This window comes from Amycolatopsis minnesotensis, assembly GCF_039529815.1.
In the GTDB taxonomy this organism is placed as follows: domain Bacteria; phylum Actinomycetota; class Actinomycetes; order Mycobacteriales; family Pseudonocardiaceae; genus Amycolatopsis; species Amycolatopsis minnesotensis.
The window spans coordinates 87,794-101,723 of the sequence record NZ_BAAANN010000018.1 but is presented as its reverse complement, the minus strand read 5'-3'; the positions used below and the strand labels follow the sequence as shown (position 1 = coordinate 101,723).

Genomic DNA, 13,930 nt, shown 5'->3' with positions numbered 1-13,930 from the left:
CCCGAAGGGGCCCTTGAGGGAATGTGATGCCGTGAAGGGCCCCTTCAGGGCATCAGCGCCGCCGTGCCGCACGCCGCGAGGGGCGAGATCGCGGCGTCAGATTCCCCGAAGGCGACCTTCACGGACCAAGCCCCCGGGCGGCTCCACGCTTCCGCCACCCACCTCACCAGAATCAACGCGCACACATCATCACTGTGGCCTTCGGGGCATCAGCTTCACCGAAGGCCACCCTCAGGGCATACGCGCGTCGATTCCGGTGAGGTGAGCGGCCGAGGTCGCGGGCCTGCCGGAAGCTCGCCCACTTGGGTCCCTGAAGGACGCCATCGGGGAATCCGACGCCACAATCCCGGCCCTCACGGCACGCGAACATGCCGAGACTCATGCCCCGAAGGGAGCCTTCACGGCACCAGATTCCCCCAAGGACCCCATCAGGGCATCCGCGCGGGAGTGGAAGCCGCTGCGCGGAAGGGGAGAAAGCTCGTGAGGGTCGCATTCGCGGCGTTGAGGTCCCTGAAGGCGTCCTTCAGTGCATGCGGGCAGTGCATGCGGGATCCATGCTGGGGCACCGCGAGTTCTTACCAGGGCCGAGTTCGCGGCGCACGGGTTCCCGAAGGTCACCTTCGGGGCATGGCGAGCGCGGGAAAAGGCGGGCCGGGGAGGAGGGAACCACTCCTCCCCGGCCCGCCTGGCCGGTTTCCCCCGTCAGGTAGGGAAACCGGAGCCTCAGCCGAGATCGGTCAGGTACCGCGCGTAGGCGCTGGTGGTGAAGAAGCTCGGCAGCTTCTCACCGAGCGCGGTCTCGGCGAAGACGGCGCGCGCGTCGTCGAGGCGGTGCTCGCCCGCGGTTTCCGCCTTGACGCCCGCCAGTTCCTCGTCGAGGAAGGTGGTCGCCAGCTCGCGGGTCAGCGCGGTGCCGTCTTCGAGCTTCGTGCCGTTGCGGATCCACTGCCACACCTGGCAGCGGGCGATCTCGGCGGTCGCGGCGTCCTCCATCAGGTTGTGGATCGCCGCCGCGCCGGTGCCGCACAGCCACGCGTCGATGTAGCGGACGCCGACGTTGATGTTGGCGCGCACGCCCTTCTCGGTGACCTCACCGCCCGCGCTCGCCACGTCGAGGAGGTCGTCGGCGGTGACCACGACGTCTTCGCGGAGCTTGCCGAGCTGGTTCGGCCAGCCGCCGAGCACCGCGTCGAAGACCTTCTCGCACACCGGAACCAGGCCGGGGTGCGCGACCCACGAGCCGTCGAACCCGTCGCCTGCCTCGCGTTCCTTGTCCTGCTGGACCTTCTCCAGCGCGACCTTGTTGACCTCGGGGTCCTTGCTGGGGATGAACGCGGCCATCCCGCCGATCGCGTGCGCGCCGCGGGAGTGGCAGGTGCGCACCAGCAGTTCGGTGTAGGCCCGCATGAACGGCACGGTCATGGTGACCTGCGCGCGGTCCGGCAGCACGAAGTCGGCGCCGTGCTCGCTGAAGTTCTTGATGACGCTGAAGATGTAGTCCCAGCGGCCCGCGTTCAGCCCGGCCGCGTGCTCGCGCAGCTCGTACAGGATCTCGTCCATCTCGAACGCGGCGGTGATCGTCTCGATCAGCACCGTCGCCCTGATCGTGCCCTGCGGGATGCCGAGCTCGTGCTGCGCGAGGCGGAACACGTCGTTCCACAGGCGCGCTTCGAGGTGGTTTTCCAGCTTCGGCAGGTAGAAGTACGGGCCGCTGCCGCGGGCGAGGAGCTGGCGCGCGTTGTGGAAGAAGTACAGGCCGAAGTCGACGAGGCTCGCCGAAACCGGGCGGCCGTCGATGCGGATGTGCTTCTCCACCAGGTGCCAGCCGCGGGGCCGCGCGACGATGGTCGCGGGCTCTTCGCCGATGGTGTAGCGCTTTCCGCTCTCCGTGGTGAAGTCGATGTCGCGGCGGATCGCGTCGAACAGGTTCAGCTGGCCGTCGATGACGTTGTGCCAGGTCGGCGAGGTCGCGTCCTCGAAGTCCGCGAGCCACACCTTGGCGCCGGAGTTCAGCGCGTTGACCGTCATCTTGCGGTCGGTCGGGCCGGTGATCTCCACGCGGCGGTCCTCGAGACCGGGCGCGGCACCGGCGACCCGCCACGTGCTGTCTTCCCGCACCGACCGGGTTTCACGGCGGAACTCCAGGTTTTCCTCACCGGAAGCCAGCTTCTCGCGGCGCAGCCTGCGCGCGTCCAGCAGCTCGCGGCGACGGCCGGCGAACGCGTTGTCGAGCCGGGCGATGAAGTCGAGTGCAGCCGGGGTGAGGATCTCGTCGAACCGCGGGCCCGCCGGACCGGCGACGTCGACGCGGTAGTTGAGCTTGCTGGCCATGGCGTGCCTCCAGGTGCGGAAGGAAGGAGAGGGTGGGGCGGGCGGTGCCGGGCCGACCCGGCACCGCCCGCGTCAGGTCAGAACTGGGCTTCCTCGGTGGAACCCTTGAGCGCGGTGGTCGAGCTCTCCGGGTTCAGCGCGGTGCTCACCTGGTCGAACCAGCCGGTGCCGACCTCGCGCTGGTGCTTGGTGGCGGTGTACCCGCGCTCCTCCGAGCCGAACTCCTTCTCCTGCAGCTCGACGTAGGCGGTCATGCCTTCGCGGGCGTAGCCGTGCGCCAGGTCGAACATCGAGTAGTTCAGCGCGTGGAAGCCGGCGAGGGTGATGAACTGGAACTTGTAGCCCATGTGCCCGAGCTCGCGCTGGAACTTCGCGATCGTCGCGTCGTCGAGGTGCTTCTTCCAGTTGAACGACGGCGAGCAGTTGTAAGCCAGCAGCTGGTTCGGGTACTTCTCCTTGATGGCCTCGGCGAACTTGCGCGCCACCTCGAGGTCGGGCTCGGAGGTCTCCATCCACAGCAGGTCGGCGTACTGCGCGTAGGCGAGACCGCGCTCGATGCACGGCTCGATGCCGTTGCGGACGTGGTAGAAGCCCTCCGCGGTGCGCTCACCGGTGACGAACTGCTTGTCGCGGTCGTCGACGTCGCTGGTGATCAGCGTCGCGGCCTGCGCGTCGGTGCGGGCGACGATGACGGAGGGGACACCGGCGACGTCCGCGGCGAGGCGGGCCGCGTTCAGCGTGCGCTCGTGCTGCTTGGTCGGGATCAGCACCTTGCCGCCGAGGTGGCCGCACTTCTTCTCGGACGCGAGCTGGTCCTCCCAGTGCACACCCGCGGCACCGGCGTTGATCATGCCCTTCATCAGCTCGAACGCGTTGAGCGGGCCGCCGAAGCCCGCCTCGGCGTCGGCGACGATCGGGGCGTACCAGTCGATAACATCACCGCCGGTGTTGGCGCCGTTGAAACTTTCAGCCCAGTTGATCTGGTCGGCGCGGCCCAGCGCGTTGTTGATCCGGCGGACCACCGCCGGCACCGAGTTGGCCGGGTAGAGGCTCTGGTCGGGGTAGGTCTGCCCGGAGAGGTTCGCGTCCGCGGCGACCTGCCAGCCCGAGAGGTAGATCGCCTTGAGCCCGGCGCGCACCTGCTGGACGGCCTGGTTCCCGGTCAGCGCGCCGAGCGAGTTGATGTAGTCCTCGGTGTGCAGGAGCTTCCACAGCTTCTCGGCGCCGCGGCGGGCCAGGGTCTGCTCTTCGACGACACTGCCGCGCAGCTTCACGACGTCTTCGGCCGAGTAGGACCGCCGCACGCCCGCCCAGCGGGGGTCGGTCTCCCACTGCTTGGTCAGCTCCGCTGCTTCCTGCGCCAACCGCTTGGCCTGCTCAGTCATCGAACTCTCCAACGTTGCGAACTTTGCGATTACTCGCCTGCTTGCCGAAACCATGGCATGCGCTGGGAAAACAGATCCAGGGCTCCAATTTGCCAATTTGTGCGAAGGTTCCGTAGCATCCTGCGAAGGTTGCCAACGAGTGCTTGGCAACACGGTGAGAATTCGCGTACTTGATCGTTTACTGAACCGTTCAGGTCCGGAAATCTTGCGGACGGGAGTACGGAAGATGGATAAAACCTTCGCCGGGGCGAAGTTGCGGCACCTTCGCGAAAGCCGGTCGATGAGCCAGGCAGACCTGGCACGTGTGCTGGAGATCTCACCCAGTTACCTCAACCAGATCGAGCACAACTCGCGTCCGCTGACCGTTCCCGTGCTCCTTCGCATCACGCAGGCCTTCGGCGTGGACACCGAGTTCTTCGCCAGCAACGACACCGCGCGCCTGGTCGCCGACGTCAAGGAAGCGCTGCTCGACGAGGCGGTCGGCGTCGACGCGACGACGAGCGAGCTGAACGACCTCGCGACGAACCTGCCCTCGATCGCGCAGGCGCTGGTCAAGCTGCACCGCAGCTACCGCAACGCGGTGGAGAACACGGCCGCGCTGGTCACCGAGGACGGCAGGGGCGTGCACGGCAGCGCGGCCGCTCCCCTGCCGCACGAGGAGGTGCGCGACTTCTTCTACGAGCGGGAGAACTACGTCGCCGAACTCGACGAACGCGCCGAGCGCATGGCAGCCGAGATCCCCCTGCGCCGTGGCGACGCGCTGGGCGCGCTGCGCACCAGGCTCAGCGAGCACTACGGCGTGCAGGTGATCAACGAGGGCATCGACGAATCGGCAGGCGAGCAACACCGCTACGAGCCGGGCGCGAAGGTGCTGCGGCTCGCGCCGAGCCTGCGCGTCGGCCAGCAGGCGTTCCGCATGGCTTCGCAGATCGCGCTGCTCGAATACGACGACCTGATCACCGAGCTGGCCGATTCGTGGGCGTTCTCCGGGCCTGCCGCGCGGTCACTGGCCAGGGTCGGGCTGGCGAACTACTTCGCGGGCGCGCTGATCCTGCCCTACGGCCCGTTCCACACCGCGGCGGAACGCTTCCGCTACGACATCGAACGGCTCTGCGACCACTTCGGCGTCGGCTTCGAGACGGTGTCCCACCGGCTGTCCACCCTGCAACGCCCGAAGGCGCGCGGCGTGCCGTTCTCGTTCGTGCGCGTGGACCGCGCGGGCAACATGTCCAAGCGCCAGTCCGCGGCCGGGTTCCACTTCTCCCGCGTCGGCGGCTCGTGTCCACTGTGGAACATCTACGAGGCGTTCACCATGCCGGGCAAGATCCTCACCCAGATCGCCACCATGCCCGACGGCAAGAGCTACTTCTGGATCGCGCGCACGGTCTCGCGCAACATCGGCGGCTACGGCAGCCCCGGCAAGATGTTCACCGTCGGCCTCGGCTGCGAACTCCGCCACGCGAAGCGGCTCGTGTACTCGGCGGGGCTCGACCTCGACGACCGGACCGCGGCCACCCCGATCGGCATGGGCTGCAAGGTGTGCGACCGCCCCGCCTGCCCGCAGCGCGCGTTCCCGACGATCGGCAAGCAGCTCACCGTCGACGAGAACACCAGCACGTTCGTGCCGTACCCGGCGGTGCCGAAGTCCTCGTAAGCGCGCGGGTGCTGCTCGTGCCCCGAAGGCGCCCTTGAAGGAATCTGACGCCGCGAAGGCGTCCTTCAGGGCATCACCATCACCATGCCACGCGCCGCGAGGGCCGAGTTCACGGCGTTCGCGACAGCACCGCCTACTGCGAGTCGAGGGTCTTCTGCAGCGCTTTGTTCGCCTTGCGCGCCATGTCCTCGACGGCCTCGCGGCGGGCGGCGTCGGCGGCGTAGTCGTCCTCGCGGTTGCGGACCACCCGCGCCGGGGACCCGACGGCGATCGAGAAGTCCGGGATGTCGCCGCGCACCACCGCGTGCGCGCCGAGCACGCAGCCGCGGCCGACCCTGGTGCCCTTCAGCACCGACACCTTGGTGCCGATCCAGGTGTCCGGGCCGATCCGCACCGGCGACTTCACGATGCCCTGGTCCTTGATCGGGCGCGTGATATCGGCCGTGACGTGGTCGAAGTCGCAGATGTAGACCCAGTCGGCGACGAGCGTGGCGGCGCCGAGTTCGATGTCGAGGTAGCCGTTGAGCACGTTCTGCCTGCCGAACACGGCCTTGTCACCGATCCGCAGCGAGCCTTCGTGGCAGCGGATCGCGTTGCCGTCACCGATGTGCACCCAGCGGCCGATCTCCATCCGGCCGTAGCCCGGCCTGCAGTGGATCTCGACGTTCTTGCCGAGGAAGACCATGCCCCGCAGCACGATGTGCGGGTTCGCCACCCGGAACCTGAGCAGCCGCCAGTACCGGACCAGGTACCACGGCGTGTAGGCGCGGTTGCGCAGCGCCCAGCGGATCGACTCCTTGGTCAGGAACTTCGCCTGCTGGGGATCCCGGCGCGCCTGTCCCCACGCCTTGAACCTGGCGAGGGCCGGCGCGCCCCACATGGAAGTCATGCCACCAGAAAATACAGGCGCCGAGACGTCACCGCCGAGGCCAGGTACCCGGCACGTAACCTGGGGCCGAAGCGACCGGAGACAAGGGGGACGCATGGGCGTGAAGCTGATCATCGACACCGATCCCGGGGTCGATGACGCGCTGGCGATAGCGCTGGCCGCGCTCAGCCCCGACGTCGACCTGCTCGGCGTGACCACCGTGTTCGGCAACGTGCCGGTCGCGACCACCACCCGCAACGCGCGCGGGCTGCTGCAGCTGTGCGGGCGGCCGGACGTGCCGGTGGCGCAGGGCGCGGAGCGTCCGCTCGTGCGCCCGAACCCCGAGTACAGCCGCAACGTCCACGGCGAGGACGGGCTCTCCGGCCAGGCGGGCGCGCTCCCCGCGCCGGAACGCGCGCCCGACGAGACCGACGCCGTCTCCCTGCTGCTGTCGCTGCTGGAGGCCGCCGACGAGCCGGTGACCCTCGCGCCGATCGGGCCGATGACCAACATCGCGCTCCTGCTGGCCGCGCACCCCGGGATCAGGGCGAAGATCGGCCGGATCGTCGCGATGGGCGGCGCGCTGGAGTTCGGCAACAAGACCCCCTCGGCCGAGTTCAACATCTGGGCCGATCCCGAGGCCGCGCACCGTGTGCTCGTCGAGGAGTCGGTGCCGCTCGTGCTCGTCCCGCTCGACCTCACCCACAAGTGCGCGGTCGACGCCGCGTGGCTCGACCGGCTCGGCGAGTCCGGTGCGGTCGGCGCCGCGCTGAAGTCGATGACCGGCGACTACCTCGGCTACTACCGCCAGGCGCTGGGCTTCGAGGGCATCGTGATCCACGACGCGGTGGCGATCGCCGAAGCGATCAAACCGGGCATACTGGCCACCACCAGCTACCCCGTGGAGGTCGACATCGGGCTCGGACCGGCACGCGGCACGACGCTCGTCGACCGGCGGACCCCGCGGCGGGAGTCCTCGTCGCGCGTCGTGGACATCGCGCTGGACACCGACTTCGACGGGCTCCGCTCGTTCATGCTCGACGGCATCACCGGAGGCCGCAGATGACCGAACCGCTGCCTGCCGACGGCGCGCCGAACCCGCTGCGCAAGCGGCTGGTGATCATCGGCGCCGCCGTGGTGGCCATCGCCGCGCTCGCCGTGGTGATCACGCTGGCACCCCAGCAGGCCGAGCCGGTCGCGAGCACCGCCAGCGCGCCCCCGCCGGTGCCTGCCGAGCCGCCGACGATGCCGCCGCAGGCCGCGCCGCAGCCCGTCCCGCCGAACAGCGGCCAGGAGTTCGACAGCTGGGTCACGAAGGTGGCCGGGTGGCTGGACATCCCCGAGCGCGCGATGACCGGGTACGCGAAGGCGACCGTGGCGCTGTCGAAGGACCAGCCCGGCTGCCACCTTTCCTGGGTGACGCTCGCGGCCGTCGGCAAGGTCACCACCGACCACGGCCGCGCCGGCGGTGGCCAGCTCGGCGCCGACGGCCGCGTCGCCAAGCCGATCGGCGCGCTGGCGGTACGCGACTTCTACGGCCACGTGGTGTCCACAAAGGACGCCAGCGGGCCGATGCAGCTTTCGGCCGCGCTGTGGAAGAAGTGGCAGGGCCCCGGCAAGCCGGACGCGCAGAACATCGACGCCGCCGCGCTCGCCGCGGGCAGGGCGCTGTGCGACGGCGGCCGCGACCTCGCGAAGGGCGAGGCGTGGTGGCAGGGCGTGTCGACGCTGCAGAGCGCGCCGCTGTTCCTGCACCGGATCCTGGCCACCGCGAACGTCTACGGCACCGTCGGGAAGAACCCGGCGCCGCCGAACCCCGCCGTGCTCAAGGCCATCTCCTTCGCGATCGACAAGATCGGCCTGCCCTACGTGTGGGGCGGGAACGGCGAGGAGAAGGGCGATCTCGGGTTCGACTGCTCCGGGCTGACCACCGCCGCCTACGGCACCGCGGGCATCACGCTCAAGCGGACCGCGCACTGGCAGTACGAAAGCGTGCCGCTGGTGCCGACCGGGCAGTCGCCGCAGCTCGGCGATCTGATCTTCTACGGGAACCCCGCCACGAAGATCCACCACGTCGGCATCTTCATCGGCAACGAGCAGATGATCGACGCGCCCACCTTCGGCCAGGCCGTCCAGGTGCACACCTACCGCAAGCCGGGCGACGACTTCGCGGGCGCCGGGCGCCCCACCAATTAGGCTTTATTGCATCTAATGCAACATTCGACATGGCGTGGCGACACCTGTTTCTGCTGGTCGGGGTGTTCTCCGGTGATGTCGGCAACGGTCACGGAGCGTCGTTGACCTGGACTGTCCGATGTGGATGCAACGATGTTGTATCCACTGCAACCAGAGGTTCGAGTGGTGCGACAGGTTGAACTGGACGGCGTGGCGCATCTGATGCTGCCGCCCGGGGTGCGGCACTTGGACGAGACCGGTTCCTGCGGGCGGAGACCATCGCGCCGCGGGTGCGGCTGGTCCGGCGATTCGCTAAATTCACTTTGACATCGCCCAGATCGGCTGTCGTATCGCCTTAGATAGACCCTCAATCAAGTAGCTCGGAAACCAACTCACTTGCTGGCGATCACATCCGACGGAGACCTGAAGTCAGGTGGTCAAACGCAGTCAGGCTTACGCGGAATGTACAACTAGCATCAATTAGAATCGATTAGATACCGTCCAGCAGTCCCGTCTTCTTTATCCGTGCGACGTGTCGACCATGCTCTTTATCATCCTGCATGACGGGGATTTCGAGCATCAAACGCCACGCTTCTTCAAGACATTCAGTTTCAAACTGACCAGACTTTCGAGAATACAGGCGAATCAACCCAAGAGCGAGTCGATTTCCACATACAACAGTGGCCAGCAACTTATCGATGTCCTCGCCTATGGGGTCAACGCTAGGTGCCACATACTGGTCTTTCCGCTCAATAGCGTCGTCAACTGAATGAAGTACTGTCATCATCAAATTCCATGCTCTCTGACCGTCATCGCGCCACGCGGAACGTGACAGTTCTGCCTCCCGGAGCAAAGGAGCGACGCGAAGTTTTTCAGGATCGAAGTATCCCGCCATTGCCATGGCACCCATCGCGCCGAGCAGTAGCTGGGTCTGCGCAACGAGCGCGCCAAACGGATCGGCAGCAACGGACCCGCTCCACTCTGCTAGCGCTGACCTGTAGCCATACTCGTCGCACCGCAACCGCGCTCGAAGAAGTTGAACAGCAGCCTCGGCGCAACGTCGCGGGAGCTGCGTCGACTCGGGTACGACGTATGCTCGACCAACGTACTTAGAGTTCTTCGGAAGGCTTCCAAACTCGGTCACTAACGCCTGGCGTCGCGCCCCGCTCATGAACAGATCTACGATGTCCGTCCGAGACCAAACCTCGCACATTAGACCAGGCACACCTGCTGTCATGACTTCATTAATCAACAATGGATGCGTGCCCGGGTAATTGACAACAAAGACCCACTTCTGCATGAATGCCGGTATCTCGAAATTTTTGACCGAACTTTCGAGATCTGAACGAAATTTAGCGACAGCACCCCTGATGCGAAAGTATGGATCAGGGCCGTAACAGGCAAAGACTGTACGCTCGGACTGCAAGTAGCCGTCGCAACCTTGGTCTCCAAGGCGGCCTAAAGCGGCCGTATCGCGGTAGCCGCGGCCATGGACCGTACGCATGACACGATCGAAGAGACGCTGGAATCCATCGGCTTTCACGCTCCGGAGTTCAACATCCAGCCGGATCTGATAATAATTCCGCACCCAGTCGGGCGCTTCGTCAAGACGATCAAAGCTCAGCTTCTCTGCCATGCTCCGATGATAAGCGGCCGAATCGATCAGAAGCTGAAGGCGCTGGTCAGACGTGTTCTACCGGATGCCGTCGGCTGCTCGGCCACCACCCGCGTGGCCCTGCGAGGCCCTTCATGTCAAGCCTCCGGCGCCGATCACAGGTCGGCAAGAGCAGGCACCGCCTCGCCACCAGCCACGGCGTCGCGGCCACCGATGACAAGCCGCACGCAGCGAATACGGCATGGTTCGAATACCTACACTCCACCAGTTGCCTGAGGGCCGGTTTCCGGGAGCACGGGCACCGCTGCCGCCCGCGAAGCGGTGGAGCGAGCCCGCCCGGAAAGGGGTCCCGGACGGGCTCGCTCAGCCGGAATCAGTCGCCGGGCTCGCCGAACCAGCGCGAGAGGTGGTCCTCCAGGTCCCGCTGGTCGTCGCCGATCCAGGCGACGTGGCCGTCGGGGCGCAGCAGGACGCACGGAACGTCCAGTGCCGCGGTGGGATCCGCGAGGTGGTCGACCCGGTCCGCCCAACCGGCGGCGGTCAGGCGTTCGGTGCGGTCCAGCAGCAGGCCGCGGCCGCGATGCAGCAGGTCGTAGAGGCGGCCCTGCTTGACGTCGACGTCGCGCAGGCGGCGGCCGAGCAGGTCCGGGCCTTCGCCGAAGTCGTAGCGGATGTCGATCGCGGTGATCTTCTCGATCAGGTAGCGGTTCACCTCGTCGAAGTCCATCAGTTCGGTGAGCAGCCTGCGCACGGCCCGCGGGCCCGGCCCGTCAGAGGACAGCTCCATCTGCGCGCAGGTGTTGTCCAGCACGTCCTCGGCGACCGGATGCCGTTCGGCCTGGTAGGTGTCCAGCAGTGCTTCCGGCGCCCAGCCGCGGATCCGCGCGGCCAGTTTCCAGCCGAGGTTGAACGCGTCCTGGACGCCGAGGTTGAGGCCCTGCCCGCCGGTGGGCGGGTGGATGTGTGCCGCATCGCCCGCCAGCAGCACCCGCCCGACCCGATAGCGTTCGGCCAGCCGGGTCGCATCCCCGAAGCGGGACAACCAGCGCGGTGAGTGCACGCCGAAATCGGTTCCGGCGATCGCGCGCAGCTCCTGCTTGAAATCCTCGAGGGTGGGCGGTTCCGCGCGATCCTCGATAACGCCCGCGACGGGGACCACGACGCGGTAGACCCCTCCGCCGAAGGGCCCGAGGCTGAACACCTTGCTGGTCTCGCGGATTTCGGCCACCTTGGCGGCGACCTCCTCCGGCGGCACGCCCACTTCCATCTCCCCCATCAGCGTGGCCGTTCGCGAGGGCTCGCCGGGGAAGCCGACGCCGAGCAGTTTGCGCACCGTGCTGCGCCCGCCGTCACAGCCGACGAGATAGCGCGAACGCAGCCGCTCCCCGGAGGCCAGCTCGACCGTCACGCCCTCGTCGTCCTGCTCGAAACCGGCCACCGCGCAGCCGCGCCGGATCTGCGCGCCCTGGTCGCTCGCGTGTTCTTCGAGGATGTCGACGATGACCGGCTGCGGGATGCCCAGCAGGTAGGCGTGCGCGGAATCCAGGCCGGGGGGCGCGGGTTTGCTGATGGCGGCGAAGAATCCGGCCGCCGGGCGCTGTCGCCCGTGTTCGAGAACGCGATCCAGCAGGCCGCGCATCGCCAGCAGCTCGATGCTGCGGATGTGCAGGCCGACGATGCGGACGAACGAGACGGGCTCGGTTTCCTTTTCCAGCACGAGTACCCGTACGCCGTGCAGCCGCAGTTCGGCGGCCAGCATCGCACCGGTCGGCCCGCATCCGGCGATGATCACGTCGAACGCGAGGGGCGGAGAGTCCATGGTGTTGCCTTTCGGGAGTGCCTTGTGGTCGAGGCGCTCCCGGCGACACCTACGTCAGCCGCCCGGCCGTGACGGGAAGGGGGAGCACCCACAGCGATACAGCGTTCATGGGTCTCACCTCCTCGGGCGGCGTCACGGTCCGACGCAAGGTACCGGCCGGCACAGCACTCCGTCCAATCCTTTTCCAGCCGCGTCACCGCCCGGTGCGCGAAGGGGTACTTGCCGGGGTCGAGCTCCGGCACGAGCGGGTCCTCCCCGGGGAGGACCCGGATCCGCTCCGCGCATGATCAGGCCGGGCCCGTGATCGGATGGTTCCGCCGCCGCTCGACGACACGCTGTGCGCAGGAAGAACCAACTGGCACGGCGGTTTCCGTGTTCGAGGTCGGGCATCGCTGGTCCTCGCGAAGTTGGTGGGCGCGAGCAGCGAGGAGCGGTCCGTGGGGAACACGAGCATGCCGGAAACGGCAAGGCGGAACGCATCCAGCGGCGTCGCGGAGGATCGCGCGCCGCACCGCCTTCCCCATTTCCCGGGTAGCCGCGCGTCGCGATTCCTGCCCCATCACCTGGCCGGTGGCCACCGCGGTCACCATGATGGCGGTCTCCGGCACGAACACGACCAGCGTGTTGGCGCCACCGAGGACGAAGAACGCCCAGAGCAGGAACAGCACCTCCGACGAGGCGAGCAACACTCCCCACCGGCTGCGCTGGTGATCGTGGACGACCACCGCGTACATGAGGACGGCCAGCACGAGATCCGCGGCGAGCAACCGGCCCGCGTACGGCAGCGGCAGCAGGCCCTGGGCGACGAAGACCGCCATCGCGAAGAGCATCGCCCAGGTGGGGAACCGGCGTCGCGCGAAGAGCGACGCGAGCAGGGCCACGGTGATCGCCAGCACCACACCCCAGGACGTGCCCGAGGCGACGATGCTCGGCACCGAGCCCGCGCCGAGCAGCACGACGAGCAGCAGGTCGATCATTCGTGGCCGACCTGCTGCCCCTTCGGCCACCTCGCGCACGCCTCCACCTAACTACGCGTCCCGTTCCGGTGCGACCGTGACGCCGATCCTTGGTGCCTCCGGGCACGAGCGCCATCCGAGCGGACCTTACGGAATCTCCTCGCGTCCGGTGAACACGGACCGGCTCACCGTCGTCGTGTCGCAGGGGGCTTCCCGCCTGCGCTCCTCGGCGTAGGCGGGCCCAGCACGGAAACTCGCCCCGCGCCTACAACGCGAGCATCGCCGCGGCGACCTCGTCGGCGGCCGCGTCGGGGATCGCGGCCGCGGCCCGTTCGAGCACGAGCAGCCGCGCGCCGGGGATTTCTCGAGCGAGCGCCTCGGCGTTGCCGACCGGGAAGAACCGGTCGCGGCGACCGTGCACCACGAGCGCCGGGACCGCGAGTTCCGGCAACCGCTCGCGCCACCGCGGTGTGCAGTCGAGCTTGGAGAACACCATGCCGAGCTGGTTCGCGAGCTGGACCGCGGGCTCCGTGCCCGGTGCGCGGTCGAAGACGCGCTCGGCGAGCGCGCGTGCCGCGGCGGGGTCTTCGCCGAGGATTTCCGCACCGGCGGCGGCGTACCGCGCCACGGCCGCGCGGTCGGACCAGTCGGGCATCGGGCGCGCGAACAACGGCCCCATCGCCGCGGCGTCGTGGTCGGGCAGGTCGTCGTCGACGGGGCCCGGTGCGACGGGCCGGGTCCCGACGAGGGTGAGTGCCGAGAACGCGTCCGGGTGGTCGAGCGCGGCGACCTGGGCGACCATCCCGCCGACGCCGATACCGGCCAGGTGCGCCCGCCGGTCGTCGAGTCCGCGGGCGAGCGCCGCGGCGTCGGCGGCGAGATCGCGCAGCGTGTAGGCCGGCGCCTCGGGATCGGCGGTCGTCGACGCGCCGGAGTCGCGCAGGTCGTAGCGCACGACGTGCCGTCCACCGCGGGCGAGCGCTTCGCAGAGCGCGTCGGGCCAGGAGAGCATGGTCGTGCCGCCCGCGAGCAGCACCAGGGGTGCCGCCGAGTCGCCGAAGTGCTCGACCCCGAGCGTGACGCCGCCGGGTGTGCGGAACGAGTGCATCGTCAACCTCCGGAAGAAC

General features: G+C 68.2%; 10 protein-coding genes. 3 read left to right on the top strand and 7 right to left on the bottom strand.

The features are described 5' to 3' along the window. Positions 1-723 precede the first annotated feature (723 nt). Together aceB and aceA are read right to left on the bottom strand one after the other, a co-directional pair. Complete coding sequence (gene aceB, locus ABD256_RS22980) at positions 724-2,331, bottom strand: malate synthase A (RefSeq protein ID WP_344422362.1); 1,608 nt, start codon at positions 2,329-2,331, stop codon at positions 724-726. A 77-nt stretch (positions 2,332-2,408) separates the two neighbouring features. After that, entirely contained in the window at positions 2,409-3,716 is a 1,308-nt protein-coding gene (gene aceA / locus ABD256_RS22975) for an isocitrate lyase (protein WP_344422358.1), read from the bottom strand. Positions 3,717-3,942: 226 nt separating this feature from the next. Between aceA and ABD256_RS22970 the strand changes: the two genes are divergently transcribed. Next, a complete protein-coding gene (locus ABD256_RS22970) occupies positions 3,943-5,370 on the top strand; it encodes a short-chain fatty acyl-CoA regulator family protein (RefSeq protein WP_344422355.1) in 1,428 nt (475 codons plus the stop codon). Between the two features lie 133 nt (positions 5,371-5,503). Here the strand turns inward: ABD256_RS22970 and ABD256_RS22965 are convergent, their stop codons facing one another. Next, a complete protein-coding gene (locus tag ABD256_RS22965) occupies positions 5,504-6,259 on the bottom strand; it encodes an acyltransferase (protein WP_344422352.1) in 756 nt (251 codons plus the stop codon). 94 nt (positions 6,260-6,353) lie between these two features. Here ABD256_RS22965 and ABD256_RS22960 point away from each other — a divergent pair, with 94 nt between their 5' ends. Both ABD256_RS22960 and ABD256_RS22955 read left to right on the top strand, forming a co-directional pair. Then, a complete protein-coding gene (locus tag ABD256_RS22960; protein WP_344422349.1) occupies positions 6,354-7,304 on the top strand; it encodes a nucleoside hydrolase in 951 nt (316 codons plus the stop codon). Continuing rightward, positions 7,301-8,434, top strand: a complete 1,134-nt coding sequence (locus ABD256_RS22955) for a C40 family peptidase (RefSeq protein ID WP_344422347.1) — start codon at positions 7,301-7,303, stop codon at positions 8,432-8,434. The genes ABD256_RS22960 and ABD256_RS22955 overlap by 4 nt, the downstream gene beginning before the upstream one ends. A 469-nt stretch (positions 8,435-8,903) precedes the next feature. On the opposite strand, the gene ABD256_RS22950 is transcribed toward ABD256_RS22955, so the two are convergent. The 4 genes from ABD256_RS22950 to ABD256_RS22935 all read right to left on the bottom strand — a co-directional run bounded on the left by ABD256_RS22950 (position 8,904) and on the right by ABD256_RS22935 (position 13,911). Further along, entirely contained in the window at positions 8,904-10,049 is a 1,146-nt protein-coding gene (locus tag ABD256_RS22950; protein ID WP_344422344.1) for a hypothetical protein, read from the bottom strand. A 352-nt stretch (positions 10,050-10,401) separates the two neighbouring features. Continuing rightward, entirely contained in the window at positions 10,402-11,847 is a 1,446-nt protein-coding gene (rox, locus tag ABD256_RS22945; protein WP_344422341.1) for a rifampin monooxygenase, read from the bottom strand. A 287-nt stretch (positions 11,848-12,134) separates the two neighbouring features. Further along, complete coding sequence (locus ABD256_RS22940; RefSeq protein WP_344422338.1) at positions 12,135-12,824, bottom strand: DUF7134 domain-containing protein; 690 nt, start codon at positions 12,822-12,824, stop codon at positions 12,135-12,137. Positions 12,825-13,068: 244 nt separating this feature from the next. Continuing rightward, positions 13,069-13,911: an alpha/beta fold hydrolase gene (locus tag ABD256_RS22935; RefSeq protein ID WP_344422335.1), complete on the bottom strand. Its 843-nt coding sequence runs from the start codon at positions 13,909-13,911 to the stop codon at positions 13,069-13,071. Positions 13,912-13,930 lie beyond the last annotated feature (19 nt).